This is a genomic window from Flavobacterium inviolabile (genome assembly GCF_013389455.1).
Lineage (GTDB): Bacteria > Bacteroidota > Bacteroidia > Flavobacteriales > Flavobacteriaceae > Flavobacterium > Flavobacterium inviolabile.
Genome location: NZ_CP058278.1, coordinates 1,828,946 through 1,845,725 on the forward strand (window position 1 = coordinate 1,828,946; position 16,780 = coordinate 1,845,725).

A 16,780-nucleotide genomic window follows, 5' to 3' on the forward strand; every position below is an offset into this window, starting at 1 on the left:
GAATTATAAATTAAAATAATTAGTAATTTTGCAAACCAAATAGGAAAACACAACTTTAGTTTAAAGATATGGCAAAGTTTGAATTGAAATTACCCAAAATGGGGGAAAGTGTTGCGGAAGCAACGATAACCAACTGGTTGAAAAAAGTAGGAGAAACCATTGAAGCGGATGAAGCGGTTTTGGAAATTGCTACGGATAAAGTAGATAGTGAAGTACCTTCGGAAGTTTCCGGTACTTTGGTTGAAATTCTTTTCAATGTTGACGATGTAGTACAGGTTGGTCAGACGATTGCTATCATCGAAACTGAAGGTGGTGCTGTAGAAGCGCCAAAACAGGAAGCGGCTCCGGCTGCTGTTGCAGAAATTGCCAAAACAGTAGAAGCTGCCGTTGCGGTTGCTGCTCCGGCTGATTTTTCGGATTCTGATAAATTCTTCTCGCCATTAGTGAAAAATATCGCTAAAGAAGAAGGTGTTTCAGTAGCAGAATTAGAAGCGATCAACGGAACAGGAAAAGACGGACGCGTTACTAAAAATGATATTTTAGAGTATGTTAAAAATAGAGGAAACCAACCGGTAGCGGCTCCTGCAAAAGCAGTGGAAGCGCCTAAGGCGGCTCCTCAGCCACAAGCTGCAGCTCAAAAAGCGGTTCCGGTTTCGGTTAACGGCGGTGACGAGATTGTGGAAATGGACAGAATGCGTAAGCTGATTTCAGGTTATATGGTTCAGTCTGTTCAGACTTCGGCACACGTTCAGTCGTTTATTGAAGTGGATGTGACGAACATCGTAAAATGGAGAGATAAAGTTAAAAGTGCTTTTGAAAAGAGAGAAGGAGAGAAATTAACATTCACACCAATCTTTATGGAAGCAGTTGCCAAAGCTTTAAAAGATTTCCCGGGAATGAATATTTCTGTAGATGGTGACTATATCATTAAAAAGAAAAATATCAATTTAGGAATGGCTGCTGCATTACCAAACGGAAACCTTATTGTTCCGGTAATTAAAAATGCAGATCAGTTAAACCTTGTTGGAATGGCTAAGGCGGTTAACGATCTTGGAAACCGCGCTAAAGCCGGTAAATTAAAGCCGGACGATACTCAGGGTGGAACATATACGGTAACGAATGTGGGAACTTTTGGCAGTGTTTTCGGAACACCAATCATCAACCAGCCGCAGGTAGGTATCTTAGCTTTAGGAGCGATCAGAAAAGTACCGGCTGTTATTGAAACTCCTGAAGGTGACTTTATCGGAATCCGTCAGAAAATGTTCTTATCGCACAGTTATGACCACAGAGTTGTTGACGGTGCCTTAGGAGGAAGTTTCGTTAAACGCGTTGCAGATTATTTAGAAGCATGGGATATTAACAGAGATGTATAATATCTGATAAATACTAAAAAAAAACCCTGAATTAATTCAGGGTTTTTTTATGCTGTTTCGTAAAGGTTGGCGGCTTTTCCTAATCGGCGTTGGATCTGCCGGACTAAATGTTTCGGGGTTAGCACTTTTACGGATTCGCCGAATCCTAAAATTTCGCGCTCCAGTTCAAAATTTAAAACCACATCGATCCGGATGAGTATTCCCTGTTCATTATCACTGAGAACCTGCTGGGAATGGTGCAGCGGCTTGGTTACCACATAGGGCGCCATATTCCTGTCGAATTGTAAAACTACTTTTTGAGCCCTGTCTTTATACGTTTTTGTCACACCTAAGGTATCGTCAAAATAAAGGTCAAAATCGACACCTTCATAGTCAATAAAAATATCCCCGGGTGAAGTGTGGAACTCTTCAATCCGGTCTAATGCCAGCGTAATAAGACAAATCCCTTTTTTGGGCTTGGCAATTAAAAACCAGCGGTTCCGGTATTCTTTTAATAAATAAGGATGATACATGTCTTTTCTGGATGCTTTTGCCCTGAACGAACGGTATGTTATTAATAAAGGTGTTTTATTTAAAATAGCCTGATACAGCGGATTGATATGTTCAATTCCTTTTAACTGCCTGTTGTTTTCAAACTGTATATAATTCTTGGTCTTATCGGAAGATTTGTGGAGATTGTTTTCCAGTTTGGCAATCATATCACTCATTTCATCAAAATAACTGAAACTGTTTAACTGTTTTAAAACACTAACGATCTCTTTCATCTTTTCCATGTCTGCCGTGTTGATGGGAGAATTGGTAATGCTGAAATCCGGATCTTCATACGTATAGAACTTCTTGTCGGTTACGATTATCGGGGCATTATAACCCAGACGGTCACTGCGCATCATCTGGATATCGCCCTGAATGGTGCGTTTGCTGATTCCGGAAGTTATGCCTTCATATTCGTATAAGGCATCGGAAACCTTTTCGATCAAATCTTCCAGAGTCCATTTTCGGAACCGGTTTTTTAAGCAATAGTCGATGGTTTTGTAGCGGATTAAGGCCAGTTTGTTGGTTGCCATAATTCAGATAGGTGCTGTTTAAGCGTTATTTCTTCAAATGTATCACTTCAAATATATTTAAAAAATAAAAACATGCGCAATGTATTTGCGTAGTTTTTGTTCATGTTTCCTTTTTTATTAAAATTAATTTCTGTAACTGATTTGTTTTTAGTGTTTTGTGAAAAATATTAAAATTTTATACAACTACGTGTTTATGCTGCGCATATAGGCGGTCATCTTTGCAATGTCAGAATGAAACACGGTTCTGGTTTTAAAAAAGAGTTACTTCGAACCTGGTTTGATTCCTGCTCTTTTTGACTGTTACCCGGTTATAAAAAAGAAATTAAAATGAAAACAATAATAATAGAAAAGTTAAAAGAAATAGAAAAAGCGAACAATATAAAAATACTGTTTGCCTGCGAATCCGGAAGCCGCGCATGGGGATTTCCATCACCGGACAGTGATTATGATGTTCGGTTTGTATATGTCCGGAATATAGAAGATTATCTGTCTGTAAGGGAATATAAAGATCAGCTTAGTTTTCCAATAACAGATGTACTGGATGTTTATGGATGGGATTTGAAAAAAGTTTTGATGTTAATGAATAAATCCAATACGACAATCTTTGAATGGTTGCAATCTCCCGAAATATATTTTGAAGAAGAAGGATTCAGGGAAGCTTTATGGAAAGTGTCACAGAATTTTTTCAGCAAAAGAAGCAATACCTTGCATTATCTGGGAATAGCAAAAAGCGCATCGGCAACAATAGAAACGGGCAATGAAATAAAAATCAAAAAACTGTTTTACATACTGCGTCCGCTATTAGCGGCAAAATGGTGTCTTGAAAAAGGAACAATAGCGCCAATGACAATAGAAAACCTGATGAAAACCATAACGGAAGTCAGTGTTTTTGAACGGATAATGTTTCTGATAAAGCAAAAGGAAACTGCCGTCGAAGATTTTAAAGTGGTTATAGAAGAACCGTTACAGGTATTTATAAATAAGGAATTTGAAAAAGCTTCGGAAGCGGTGAAAGCATTTGGAAAAGATGTTTTTCAAACAGAACAGCTGGATACTTTTTTTAAAGAAATAATAGAATGTTATGACAATAAAAGAGATAAAAGAGATAAAAGAGAAAGGACTGCTACTGTTTGAATGTGTTAGTGGTAGCAGAGCCTATGGACTCGACACGGCAGCATCAGATACCGATATAAAAGGAGTGTTTTATTTGCCTGAAGAACAATTTTACGGGTTGGATTATGTGGCTCAGGTTAATAGTGAGTCAAATGATGAGGTCTATTATGAATTAGGCAGATTTGTGGAATTACTAATAAAAAACAATCCTAATATATTGGAACTATTAGCCACGCCGAAAGAAAGCATTCTGTTTAAACATCCCATCATGAACAATCTTTCTATAGAGATGTTTCTGTCTAAACAGATAAAAGATACTTTTGCCGGTTATGCTATGACACAGGTGCGTAAGGCAAAAGGATTGAAGAAAAAAATACTGAACCCATTACCGATAGCGCGGAAAGATGTTATGGATTTTTGCTTTATAGTTCAGGGCTATACAACGGTTGCCCTGAAAAATTGGTTAAAGCAGGAAAACTATAATCAGGAACAATGCGGATTAATCAAGCTTCCTCATTTAAAAGGGATGTATGCCTTGTTTTATGATCATGATCAATCCTTTCAATATAGCGGAATCGTGAGAAATGATCAGTCTAATGAGGTTTGTCTTTCTTCTGTTCCTAAAAATGAAAACGAAAAAGCGTATCTGTTTTTCAATTTTGACGCGTACTCCTCATATTGTAAAGAGTATAGGGAATATTGGGAATGGGTGGAAAAAAGAAATGAAGAAAGATATAAAACCAACCAGCAGCATAAAGGAGGGTACGATTCCAAAAACATGATGCATACAATAAGGCTGCTGCAAATGGCCGAAGAAGCTTTGGTTACAGGCCGGTTAAATGTAAAAAGAGAAAATAGAGAGGAGTTATTAGCGATAAAATCAGGAGCAAAAGCGTATGAAGAATTGCTGGCAAAAGCGGAAAGTTATATAAACCGGATTGAATGCTTTTACAGAGCGAGTTGTTTAAAGGATCAGCCGGATGAAAAACTGGCGAAAGAAATATTGGTTAACATGCGAAAAGAATTGTATGCTGAATAGTAACAATTATATAGCAAAATGTTGTTTCCAAACGGGCGGGAAAATCAAATAAAATTATTATATTTGATTCTCCCGCCTTATCTTTTCAATCCCCAGAAAAAAGAAAAAACTAAAGTACAAAGAAACGCTCTTTGTGTGTTCGTATGCTTAAAAACGATAGAATGGAATTAGATATAGTTGTTAAACAAATAGGTAAAAAACGTCCGGTAATCGAAAGGCAAAAGATTGTATTGGTCAATTCGGATGTTTTGGTAAGCTTAAAGGAGCTGATCTTAAAAATCGTTCAGATTAAAGCAGAAGAATATAATAATAAAACTATCGATACCGAAGAATACGATACAACACATTCGCCGTCGGAAGAATATCTTTCTGCATTAACACAAACCGGAAAAGCAGGATTTCAAAATATCTATAACGAGAACAAAGTAGATATTGCAGCCGCTCAGGAAAATGCATTATTGTCCTATGAAGATGGATTATATGCTGTTTTTTATGGAGATGATGAAATGTCAGACAGTAATCAGGTCATTGATTTAAGCGAAAAAAAAGAACTAACATTTATAAGGCTGACTTTCCTTGTGGGAAGTTATTGGTAGTAATATTTAAATTATGTAATCATGTCGATTGAAACTTTTTTAAAGCAGAGAGAAATTAAGAATCCTATTGATCAGTATAAGGAAGAGCTTCAGCAAATTGTTGAGGGAACCGGATTTTTTAAACTGTTCAAAAAGAAAAAGCTGTCTAAAAAAGCGGCCGCTTTAGGATTGGAATTGATAAAGAAGAATAAAAGCGGATATTATGGAAATGCGGCTATTACTCTTGGCTCGTCAAGAGCTGAGGTATTCAAAAATCTGATTCCGGAAAAAATCTGGGATATCCGCGAGTATTATGACTTACTGATTTATTTCTTTGGAGAAGAAAAAGCAGTATATGTGAAATATGCCTGGGAGCAAATGCCATATAAAATATACCAGAGCAGTTATTTAAGGAGATCGTTCAGAGCTCCCAATGATGAAAATTTTGCAATAATCAATCAGGTTAATTTTCTGATCAATATACTACAGCCGCTATCGAAGTACGATTATAAAACAGGAAAGACCAGTTATTACAATCTGAATATGGAGGAGCATATAGCCTATACTCATGAGTTTTATGGCAATGATAACTTTTATATATGGTCGGCTGCCATCGATTTGAATAACGAAAAAATATTCAGGCTGTTAGAAGAGATTATACAGAATAAAAGTGAAACCGGAAAAGTTTCCAGGGAATGTATTTTAGCATTGCTTAACGCTAAGAACAAAGCCGGCTGGCTGCTGGTAGAGAAATTACTGCTGGCGGCACAACGCCAGGAAGGACTTCGGCAGGTTATCGTGGAAGCTTTGGATGAAGCCAATGTGGAAGCATTGAAATACATGATAGACGTTATTTTAGAACATAAACTAACCCGCTTTTCTTCAATCGTCAGAGCGGTTGATGTCTGGACCGGTTTAGGCTGGGAGGCCGAAAAGGAAAGCACAATTAAAACAACCTTACAATTTGCTAAAGAATTTTTAAATCATCCTGAGAAAATAGCCCAGGCAATAAAAAGTACCAACAATATTGAGGTTTATATGGCGCTTTGGGCACAGGGAGTGGAGGATGTTGATAAAACCGTAGTATACTTACAGGAACTTCTTGACAAAGGAACAATTGAAAAAAAATGTCTGGCGTTAAAATTCGCAAGTGAATTATGCCATCCGGCCATAGAAATGCCCTTATACTATCAGGCTGTAAAAGAACCAAATTTACAGATTCTGGCCTTTTGTTTTAAAGGAATGAATCCCCTTTTAAATGCTAATGCGAAATCGGAGTTTTATATTAATAATGACGATTTCCCTGCTTTTTTTGACCAATTAGATGCGCTTTTAGGACAGATAAGCGAGAAAGAAAAAGTATTCGACGGAAAGGTATTTTCCTGGCTGAAAGCAAAATTCAACAGGAATGATATTTACGAAGCGATGATCTTATTAGTAGGGCAGGACAGGGGAAAACTGGACAGGATAATGGAGAACTTCTCCGGGATGGCTATAAGCCTTAGGGAATCACTAACGCGAAACATCCTGAAAGACTTCTATCAGTATTCGTTTTCGTATGGTGAAAAAAACAATAAAAATATACCTTCTGATTTTCAAAGAGAATTTGCCTTTAAGCTATTAAAAGACAGGGGCGAGGCCATAGTGGCAACAGCCATCAATACATTAAAGCCTCTTAAATTAAATGAAAAGGAATTAAACCATTTTTTTGAACTGTTTAAAAGAAAAGGAGCGACCCTAAGAATGCACCTGATCGACCTGATATTAAAGCAGGATGACGAACAGCTCAACGCCTTTATAGCAAATCTGTTAACAAACGGTGACAGCGAACAGCGAATGGCTGGTTTGGAACTAATGATAAAATTGAAAGAAGCATCGAGGCTGCTGCCGGAAATTGAAAATTGGACTGCAGCATTCAATAAAAGAGCAAAAATATCTGAAAAAGAGCAAAAAATAATCCGGCAACTTTCAGATCATAACGAAACAGCGATTCTTTCGGCAGCAAATGGCTATGGTTTATACGATCCGGAAAAAATAAGCCCTTTTGCCTTGCCGGTAATAGAAGAAGATAGTTACTATAAAAAAGCGGTAAAAGAAAATAAATATGGTTTTTCAAAACCATTGCACATCATTAAATCTGATTTGGAACAATTGAGTGCGCTTTATTTGAACAATAAGGAATATGAATATACCAGTGAAGATTATTACGGAAAAAAAGAGAAAATACTGTTAGGAAACCGGTTCTCACCAACGAGGTACTCATTTGAAGGACTTTCCTTGAGGGAGAAGTACGAATGTTATCCGTTGTTTGAGCTATGGGAAAAATGGTATCTGGATTCAAAATTACAGCCTGTAGATTTATTCCTGCTCACATTTGCAGAACGAAATGATCGGAAAGCCTGGCGGGAAATACTGGAAAATGAGGTGTTCTATTTTGCCGACTTTATCCCTAATCCTGATAACAGCCGTTATCAATGGAATAATCCGATCAGTAAAATTTTAGTAGCTTTAGGCGGGATTTACCCGTTTGAAGAGAAAAATAAATACTTGGTGGATGCCTGTATTCAGGTATATTCCAAATTGCCGGATACGGTATTGAAGTATAAAAGAAACCAGGAACAAACGAGCTATTACAGTTGGAGTCATGATGAGCACGAGTATGGCAGCGGATGGCAGGCTGAGCGCTGTTTTAATGTTTTTCTCAATGGCATCGAACTTAAACCTGATGATGAGCTTGCCAAAAAAGTCTGGAATTTATACCGGTGGAAACAATATTCGGGACTTGCTGAAAATATTGGTAAAAATGTGCCGCCGCTTTATGTTTTCTCAAGGGCCTATGAACAGCATCTGGTCACCAAGGACGAACTGATTTCTGCGATGCTGCTACCAAACAGGATTCAATGGCTGTCGGCAGATAAAAAAAATAACAGAGATGCAGATGATGTGTTGAAAGACTTTCCGTTTGTAAAGCCTTTTTTTGAAACAATAAGAGAATATCTGCTTGATATTGAATTAAAAAGGAAGAGTTCAGCAACTCCGGTAACGATTTTTGCACAAAACCTTAAAAAAATCTATGGAATTAATCGCTTTAAAGAATTATTGACCGGACTTGGTAAAGCGAGTTTATATAAAGGATATATCTATTCATGGTCGGGTTCCGAAATGAATAAACAGCAATTATTCACCAGTTTGTTAAAGAAATGTTTTCCGTTGCCAGCAGATAACCAGGACGCTTTTAATGCAGCGATGAGGGATAGTGGTATTTCGGAAAATAGATTAATAGAAGCAGCAGTATATGCACCGCAATGGCAGCAATTTATAAGTAATTATCTGGGATGGAACGGACTTGATGAAGCAATATGGTGGATGCATGCCCATACCAAAACAGCAGCTTATCAGCAAAGCAATGCTGAAGATGAAAGTGAGATCGCCAAATATTCAACATTGGATGTAGATGACTTTAAAGATGGAGCCGTTGATAAAGAATGGTTTGACAGCGCTTACAAAAAACTGGGTAAAAAACGTTGGGAACTCGTTTATAATGCCGCCAGGTATATTAGTGAAGGAAACGGGCACCGCAGGGCAAGATTGTATGCCGATACCATCTTGGGCGACCTTAAAATTCGCGAAGTTACCGCCAAAGTGAAAGATAAAAGAGATCAGGATTATTTAAGAGTATATGGATTGGTGCCGCTGAGTAAAACAAATTCTGAAAAAGACGTATTAGGACGTTACCTGTATTTGCAACAGTTTAAAAAAGAAAGCAGGGATTTCGGAGCTCAGCGACAGGCCAGTGAAGCACTTGCGATACGGGTGGCGATGGAGAATCTCGCCAGAAATGCCGGATATCCGGATCCGATTCGTTTAACCTGGGCTATGGAAACCAAACAGGTGCTGGAAATCCTTTCTGATGCTACCGAGATTAAAATCGATGATATTGTCCTGAACCTTGTTGTGGATAGCGACGGTAAAGCAGATGTTGAGGTATCTAAAGAGGGAAAAATGCTAAAATCGATTCCTGCTAAATACAAAAAAGAGAAATCGGTTCTGGCTCTTAATGAGCATAAGAAAGTTTTGAGGGAACAATTCAGCCGTTCGAGAAAAGGATTGGAAGAAGCAATGATCAGGGGTGATGAATTCCATTTTGAAGAAATGGAAGTATTGATACAGCATCCTGTAATAGCCGGACATCTTCAAAAACTCGTTTTTGTGCTGGAAAGAGAAAGTGCTGTTCATATCGGATTCTATCACAAAGGGAATCTGGTTGATTTTGCAGGAGAATTGTACCCGATACAAAAAGAAGAAACAATACGCATTGCCCATTGTTACGACTTGCATGCTTCCGGAACATGGAGGGAATTTCAGCATTATTGTTTTGAAAAAGAATTGGTGCAGCCGTTTAAACAGATTTTCAGGGAACTCTATGTGCCAACGGCAGATGAGCTGGCGGTAGGCGGTGTTTCAGGAAGATATGAAGGACATCAGGTGCAGCCTAAAAAAACAGTAGCACTCCTGAAATCCAGAGGCTGGAAAGTGGATTATGAAACGGGATTGCAGAAACTTTACAGAAAAGAAGGTTATACGGTAAAACTGTATGCTATGGCAGATTGGTTTACCCCAAGTGATGTTGAAAGCCCGACATTGGAAACTGTTGAATTTCATGATCTGAAGACCTATAAAAACATTCCTTTTTCAGAAATCGATCCCCGAATTTTTTCGGAAGTGATGAGGGATATTGATTTGGTGGTCAGCGTTGCCCATGTGGGAGGTGTTGATCCGGAAAGTAGCCATTCTACTATTGAAATGAGAGCGGTTATCCTGGAAGAATCCATACGATTGTTTAAACTGGGGAATGTTGAGGTTAAAGGAAGTCATGTAATGATAAACGGAACATACGGAACATACAGCCTGCATTTGGGAAGTGCCATTGTGCATCAACTGCCGGGAAGATACCTGTCTATATTGCCGGTGCATTCGCAGCATAGAGGAAGATTGTTTCTGCCGTTCCTGGATGAAGACCCGAAAACTTCCGAAATTATAGCAAAAGTATTGCTGCTGTCGAGAGATAAAGAAATACAGGATCCGACAGTTTTATCGCAGATAGAAATGTATAGTAATTGATAGTTTAAGGCCTGATACCACATATCAGGCTTTTTTTTTGAAAAAAAAGTTTTACTGCGCAATACCATTGCGTTGATGGGTTGCAATTTTGCCCTGTTAAAACAAAAGAATATGGAAAAAATAACAGGAACCGATTTAATTTCGGTAGGATATAAACAAAATGCCGTTTTAGGAATAGCCTTAAAAATAGCCGCTGCCAATTCGGAAAGTATTGGAAAAGAAGCGCTGTTAATACAGTTGCAAAAGGTAAATGAAAACCCGGAAAATTATCTGGATGACCCGATTCTGGAAGATCTTGCAACAAAGATTATTGAAGAAGCAAATGCGCCAAAAGAGGAAATTATACCGCTAAATGAAGTGGCAAAAGAATATAATATTTTTGGCGAACAGCATATAGAAGAAGGAGCCCGGAAGCAAATGCATATCGCCATGAAACTGCCGGTTACGGTTGCCGGAGCTTTAATGCCGGATGCTCATCAGGGGTACGGATTACCTATTGGCGGTGTTCTGGCTACAAAAAATGCTATTATTCCGTATGGTGTGGGTGTCGATATCGGTTGCCGTATGGCGCTATCTGTTTATGATATCCCGGAAAGCCATTTCTATGAAAATGAGGCAAAATACAAAAGAGAGCTGATTGCCCATACAAAGTTTGGTGCCGGTCACGGTTATCATGGCCGGTATAAATCTAGCCATGATGTTTTGGATAGAAAAGAATTCAGCCTGACGCCTTTTATTAAAAACTTGCAGGATAAAGCCTGGTCCCAATTGGGAACTTCCGGAGGTGGTAATCACTTCGTGGAATTCGGGATCATTGAATTTGCGGAAAAAGACGAAATCCTGAATATTGAAAAAGGAAATTATGTGGCCTTACTAACGCATTCCGGTTCAAGAGGAATGGGAGCGACAATTGCGGGACATTACACCCGGCTGGCAAAGCAAATCTGTAAATTGCCGCAGGAAGCGTCCAATTTAGCCTATCTGGATATGAACTCACAGGAAGGACAGGAATATTGGCTGGCGATGAATCTGGCTGGTGATTATGCTTCGGCCTGCCATCAAGTCATTCATGATAAAATGCAAAAAGCGGTTGGAGCAACGGTATTGGCTAAGGTGGAAAACCATCATAATTTTGCCTGGAAAGAAATCTGGAACAATGAAGAAGTGATTGTACATCGAAAAGGAGCCACACCGGCAGCAAAAGGAGTGATGGGAATCATTCCCGGATCGATGACGGCACCGGGATTCCTGGTGAGAGGAAAAGGAGAGGCCAGTGCCATCAACTCTGCCTCACATGGAGCCGGGCGTCAAATGAGCCGGACACAGGCCGTGAAAAATATTACTAAAGCCGATATGAGTGCCGTTCTGAAAGAACACGGTGTTACCCTGGTGGGAGCCGGAAGAGACGAAGCGCCAATGGCATATAAAGATATCACAGTGGTCATGGAAGCGCAAAAAGAGCTGATCGATGTTGTGGCTAAATTTACACCCAAACTGGTGCGAATGGCGGATGACGGTAGTCATGAAGATTAAAAAAAAAGAGACCTGCCGGAATTATTTCAAGCAGGTCTTTTTTTGTGATAATGCTTTTAGTGTAGCGGCAAAACAGTTATATTTGTAGCTATTCAAATTATAAAAATGGAACTTAAATTAAACAGACCTATTTGTTTTTTTGACCTTGAAACGACTGGAATTGATGTGGCAAAAGACCGAATAGTAGAAATCTCGATATTCAAAGTATATCCTAACGGGAATAAAGAAGGGAAAACATGGCTGGTTAATCCGGGCATGCCAATTCCGCCGCAATCAACAGCAATACATGGTATTTCTGATGAGAAAGTTGCCAATGAACCCACGTTTAGACAGCTTTCGGCGCAAATATATAACATGATTAAAGACTCCGACCTGGCCGGTTTTAATTCGGATCGTTTCGATATTCCGCTTTTGGCAGAAGAATTATTGCGTGCTGAGGTGGATTTTGATATGAAAAACCGCGTATCGGTAGATGTGCAGACAATTTTCCATAAAATGGAAGAACGTACGCTAAGTGCTGCCTATAAATTTTACTGTGGCGGAAGTCTTGAAAATGCCCATAGTGCAGAAGCCGATACCCTGGCAACCTATGAAATCTTAAAAGCACAATTGGAGCGCTATCCGGAACTGGAAAACGATATCAAAACACTGTCTGAATTTACAACGCGAAAAAAATCGGTTGACTTTGCCGGATTTATAGCGTTGAATTCGGAAGGACAGGAAATCTTTACGTTCGGAAAACACAAAGGAGCTTTGGTGGAAGACGTGCTGGAAAAAGAACCGGGCTATTTTGGCTGGATCCAGAATGCAGAATTCCCGTTGTACACCAAAAAAGTGCTGACAGGAATAAAACTGCGAAAACTAAACAATAAATTAAGTTAAATAAAACCGGCTTAGCGTTATGAAAATCATCTGTATCGGAAGAAATTACACCGAACATATAGCGGAATTACAAAACGAACGTCCAACGGAACCGGTTATTTTCTTAAAACCGGATACGGCAATTTTGTTGAAGCAGGCACCTTTTTTTATCCCGGAATTTAGCGATGATGTACACCATGAAGTAGAAATTGTCGTAAAAATCAGTAAGGTGGGAAAATATATTGATGCCAAATTTGCGCACAAATATTATAATGAAATCGGACTGGGAATTGATTTTACCGCAAGAGATCTGCAGGCAAAACTGAAAGAAAAAGGATTGCCGTGGGAAAAAGCCAAAGCTTTTGACGGTTCGGCGGTTGTCGGAGATTTTTTGCCAAAAAGTGAATTTAATTCACTGGAAAATATTACATTTGAATTAACCAGTAACGGCCAGACAGTACAAAAAGGAAATACCAGTCACATGTTGTGGAAAATTGACGAACTCATTGCTTATGCGTCGCAATATTTTACATTGAAAACGGGTGACCTGCTTTTTACAGGAACACCTGCGGGAGTTGCAAAAGTAAAGGCAGATGATGTACTGGAAGGCTTTATAGAAGGAAAACAAATGTTTAGAATACAAGTAAAATAATGGCAATACATTATAACTTATCTAAAGTTTACGAAATTTCAGACAATGATGCCGAGTTTGCTCAGCAAATCATTCACCTGTTCGTAGAAGAAATCCCAAACGAGGTAAAACTGATCAAAGAAGGTATAGAGGACAAGGACTTTGTGAAAACATACAGTGCTGCTCATAAAATAAAACCTACTTTGGATCTGATGGGAATGGATCTGGCTTATGACGAAAACCTTCAGATTATGGAGTGGACAAAATCACAAGGCAAAAAGAAAGAAATAAAAGAAGTATTCAAAAGCCTTAAAGAGCATGTTGATAATACTTTAAAAGAAATTAGAAAAGATTATAACTTATAGGCAATAGCCCGGTACAAAAGGCAGGAATTTCGACATGAAATTTTTGCCTTTTTACATTTACAGATACAAAATGAAAGCCAGTATTGTTACCATAGGAGACGAGATCCTGATCGGACAGGTTGTCGATACCAATTCGTCCTTTATTGCAAAAGCATTAGAGAAAATAGGTGTTAAAGTACATGAAATGCAGTCGGTTTCCGATGACAGGCAGCATATACTGCAGACCCTTTCCCAGTTGGAAAAAAACGTGGATATCGTAATCATCACCGGAGGATTAGGACCAACAAAAGACGATATCACTAAAAAAACGCTTTGTGAATATTTTGGCGATGAACTGGTAGTAGACCAGAATGTGCTCGCACATGTAGTGGATATCATCGAAAGAGCGTTTAACAGACCGGCTTCACAGATCAATAAAGATCAGGCATTGGTACTGTCTAAAAGCACGGTGCTTTTCAATAAAGTAGGGACGGCTCCCGGTACGTGGATGGAACGCAATGAAACCGTTTTTATTTCCCTTCCCGGAGTGCCTTATGAGATGAAATACCTGATGGAAAATGAAGTGATTCCGAGGTTGATAACGCGTTTTAAAAGGCCGTATATCGTTCATAAAACCATATTGACCTATGGTGTGGGCGAAAGCCTTCTGGCGGAACGGATCGAGCATTGGGAAGACAATCTGCCGGAATTTATTAAACTGGCATACCTGCCCAGCCCGGGACGTGTACGCCTTCGCCTGTCGGCTTCCGGTTTGGATGAATTTTTACTGCACCGGGAAATCAAGAGCCAGATTGAAAAACTGGAACTGATCATAAAAAATGACATTGTCGGTTATGACGATGAGGAAACACTGGAAGTTGTTTTAGGAAAACTGCTGACAGAACGAAACCTGACCATTGGCACGGCAGAAAGCTGTACCGGAGGAAGCGTTGCCGCAACCTTAACATCGGTTGCCGGTTCTTCGGCCTATTTTAAAGGTGGTATCGTGAGTTATGCAACAGAAGCAAAAATAAACCTGCTGGGAATACCTTCGGAGGTTATCGAAAAGCATTCCGTGGTTAGTGAGGCAGTCGCGTTGGAAATGGCAGCCAGAGCTCAGAAAATTCTGAATGTGGATTATGCCATTGCAACAACCGGAAATGCCGGTCCGGCTAAGGGAGAATCGGATGCCAGTGTGGGTACGGTTTTTATCGGAATAGCGACTCCTGAAGGTGTTTATGCTGAAGAATTTAACTTTGGGCAACCGCGGGAAAAGGTTGTAGACAGGGCGGTGAATAAAGCTTTAGAAAAAATTTATAAAGAAATTTTAAAAAACTAATCAAAATAGTTTGTGTAATAGGTTTCTTTTTTGTTACTTTGCACCCTGATTTTGAATAACGAATATAAAGATAAGTATAATGTCAAGAGTTTGTGAACTTACAGGTAAAAGAGCGATGGTAGGAAACAATGTTTCTCACGCTATGAATAAAACCAAAAGAAAATTTAGCGTTAACTTAGTTAAGAAACGTTTCTACATTCCTGAAGAAGACAGATGGGTTACTTTACGAGTGTCTACTGCTGCTTTAAAAACAATTAATAAAAATGGTATCGCTGCGGTTTTGAAAGAAGCTAAAGCTAACGGATTTGTAAAATAATCCCACCTAAATAATATACATCAAGATGGCAAAGAAAGGTAATAGAATTCAGGTAATTTTAGAATGTACTGAACACAAAGCTTCTGGGGTTCCTGGAACTTCAAGATACATTAGTACTAAAAACAAAAAAAATACTCCAGACAGATTAGAGATTAAAAAGTTCAATCCAATTTTGAAGAGAGTAACTGTTCATAAAGAAATTAAATAATAGTAAGTCATGGCAAAGAAAACCGTAGCAACTTTACAAACAGCTTCAAAAAGATTAACTAAGGCTATCAAAATGGTAAAATCACCTAAAACTGGTGCTTACACTTTTGTTGAGTCAGTAATGTCTCCTGAGGATGTGGATAATTTCTTAAAAAAGAAATAATTCCGATATACAATTTATAGAAAAGCTACTTTCATATGGAAGTAGCTTTTTTATGTTTATATTTGTCGTAAGAATTGTATGAGAAGCGATAATTGCTAAAACGCAAGGCTGCTTTCCGAACACCTAATTTAATTGCATTAGTTAAATGAATTTTTTTAAAAAAATATTTTCATCAGAAAAAAAAGAGACCTTAGATAAAGGGCTTGAAAAAACAAAAACATCTTTCTTTTCCAAGCTTACCAAAGCGGTAGCAGGAAAATCGAAAGTAGATGATGAGGTTTTGGATAATCTGGAAGAGATTCTGGTTTCTTCGGATGTCGGGGTAAATACGACCCTGAAAATTATAGAAAGAATTGAAGAACGTGTTTCCCGCGATAAGTATTTAGGAACAGATGAATTAAACGGAATTCTTAGAGAAGAAATTGCCGGTTTGTTATCGGAAACGAATTCGGGAGAAGCCAGTGAATTTGAAATACCGGCAAACAAGAAACCTTATGTGATCATGGTGGTGGGTGTGAACGGTGTTGGAAAAACAACGACTATAGGGAAACTGGCCTACCAGTTTAAAAAAGCCGGACACAAGGTGGTTTTAGGTGCTGCCGATACCTTCCGTGCAGCAGCAATTGACCAGTTACAGGTTTGGGCAGACAGAGTGGGGGTGCCCATCGTAAGACAGCAAATGGGAAGTGATCCGGCATCGGTAGCTTTCGATACGCTGCAATCGGCGGTTTCACAAAATGCCGATGTGGTTATTATTGATACAGCTGGTCGTTTGCACAATAAAGTAGGATTAATGAACGAACTGACCAAAGTGAAACGCGTTATGCAAAAAGTACTGGACGATGCTCCTCATGATGTTTTACTGGTTTTAGACGGTTCTACCGGACAAAATGCTTTCGAGCAGGCAAAACAGTTCACGGCAGCTACTGAGGTTTCCTGCCTGGCCGTTACCAAACTGGACGGAACGGCAAAAGGAGGAGTGGTTATCGGTATCTCCGATCAGTTCCAGATTCCTGTAAAATATATTGGTGTTGGTGAAGGAATTGAAGATTTACAGGTGTTTAATAAATTTGAATTTGTAGACTCATTTTTCAAATAAGA

The 16,780-nt window shown here is 38.9% G+C and carries 15 protein-coding genes; 14 read left to right on the forward strand and 1 reads right to left on the reverse strand.

Going from position 1 to position 16,780, the window contains the following annotated elements; genetic code table 11:
- Window positions 1-68 precede the first annotated feature (68 nt).
- Window positions 69-1,373, forward strand: coding sequence for a dihydrolipoamide acetyltransferase family protein (locus HW120_RS08090; protein ID WP_177733017.1), 1,305 nt, complete (start codon window positions 69-71; stop codon window positions 1,371-1,373).
- Between the two features lie 47 nt (window positions 1,374-1,420).
- On the opposite strand, the gene HW120_RS08095 is transcribed toward HW120_RS08090, so the two are convergent.
- The gene (locus HW120_RS08095) at window positions 1,421-2,437 is read right to left on the reverse strand and encodes a helix-turn-helix transcriptional regulator (RefSeq protein ID WP_177733019.1); all 1,017 of its coding nucleotides are present in this window, start codon (window positions 2,435-2,437) and stop codon (window positions 1,421-1,423) included.
- Between the two features lie 327 nt (window positions 2,438-2,764).
- On the opposite strand from HW120_RS08095, the gene HW120_RS08100 reads away from it, so the two are divergent.
- The 13 genes from HW120_RS08100 to ftsY all read left to right on the forward strand — a co-directional run bounded on the left by HW120_RS08100 (window position 2,765) and on the right by ftsY (window position 16,778).
- A complete protein-coding gene (locus HW120_RS08100; RefSeq protein WP_177733021.1) occupies window positions 2,765-3,571 on the forward strand; it encodes a nucleotidyltransferase domain-containing protein in 807 nt (268 codons plus the stop codon).
- Complete coding sequence (locus HW120_RS08105; protein WP_177733023.1) at window positions 3,519-4,589, forward strand: DNA polymerase beta superfamily protein; 1,071 nt, start codon at window positions 3,519-3,521, stop codon at window positions 4,587-4,589. Before HW120_RS08100 ends, HW120_RS08105 begins: the two co-directional genes overlap by 53 nt.
- 161 nt (window positions 4,590-4,750) lie before the next feature.
- Window positions 4,751-5,185 carry a hypothetical protein gene (locus HW120_RS08110; RefSeq protein WP_177733025.1) on the forward strand — a complete coding sequence of 145 codons (435 nt, stop codon included), beginning with the start codon at window positions 4,751-4,753 and terminating at the stop codon, window positions 5,183-5,185.
- A 21-nt stretch (window positions 5,186-5,206) separates the two neighbouring features.
- Window positions 5,207-10,285, forward strand: coding sequence for a DUF4132 domain-containing protein (locus HW120_RS08115; RefSeq protein ID WP_177733027.1), 5,079 nt, complete (start codon window positions 5,207-5,209; stop codon window positions 10,283-10,285).
- Window positions 10,286-10,396: 111 nt separating this feature from the next.
- Window positions 10,397-11,818, forward strand: a complete 1,422-nt coding sequence (locus tag HW120_RS08120) for an RtcB family protein (RefSeq protein ID WP_177733029.1) — start codon at window positions 10,397-10,399, stop codon at window positions 11,816-11,818.
- Between the two features lie 105 nt (window positions 11,819-11,923).
- Window positions 11,924-12,700, forward strand: coding sequence for a 3'-5' exonuclease (locus HW120_RS08125; protein WP_177733031.1), 777 nt, complete (start codon window positions 11,924-11,926; stop codon window positions 12,698-12,700).
- 19 nt (window positions 12,701-12,719) lie between these two features.
- The gene (locus HW120_RS08130) at window positions 12,720-13,331 is read left to right on the forward strand and encodes a fumarylacetoacetate hydrolase family protein (RefSeq protein WP_177733033.1); all 612 of its coding nucleotides are present in this window, start codon (window positions 12,720-12,722) and stop codon (window positions 13,329-13,331) included.
- Window positions 13,331-13,675, forward strand: coding sequence for an Hpt domain-containing protein (locus tag HW120_RS08135; protein ID WP_177733035.1), 345 nt, complete (start codon window positions 13,331-13,333; stop codon window positions 13,673-13,675). Before HW120_RS08130 ends, HW120_RS08135 begins: the two co-directional genes overlap by 1 nt.
- A 70-nt stretch (window positions 13,676-13,745) precedes the next feature.
- The gene (locus tag HW120_RS08140; protein WP_177733037.1) at window positions 13,746-14,993 is read left to right on the forward strand and encodes a competence/damage-inducible protein A; all 1,248 of its coding nucleotides are present in this window, start codon (window positions 13,746-13,748) and stop codon (window positions 14,991-14,993) included.
- Window positions 14,994-15,072: 79 nt separating this feature from the next.
- Window positions 15,073-15,309 (forward strand): 50S ribosomal protein L28, encoded by a 237-nt coding sequence (gene rpmB / locus HW120_RS08145; RefSeq protein WP_177733039.1) that lies wholly within the window; start codon window positions 15,073-15,075, stop codon window positions 15,307-15,309.
- A gap of 25 nt (window positions 15,310-15,334) precedes the next feature.
- Window positions 15,335-15,517, forward strand: a complete 183-nt coding sequence (rpmG, locus tag HW120_RS08150; RefSeq protein ID WP_177733041.1) for a 50S ribosomal protein L33 — start codon at window positions 15,335-15,337, stop codon at window positions 15,515-15,517.
- A 9-nt stretch (window positions 15,518-15,526) separates the two neighbouring features.
- The gene (locus HW120_RS08155; protein WP_177733043.1) at window positions 15,527-15,679 is read left to right on the forward strand and encodes a DUF4295 domain-containing protein; all 153 of its coding nucleotides are present in this window, start codon (window positions 15,527-15,529) and stop codon (window positions 15,677-15,679) included.
- Window positions 15,680-15,824: 145 nt separating this feature from the next.
- Window positions 15,825-16,778: a signal recognition particle-docking protein FtsY gene (gene ftsY / locus HW120_RS08160; protein ID WP_177733045.1), complete on the forward strand. Its 954-nt coding sequence runs from the start codon at window positions 15,825-15,827 to the stop codon at window positions 16,776-16,778.
- Window positions 16,779-16,780 lie beyond the last annotated feature (2 nt).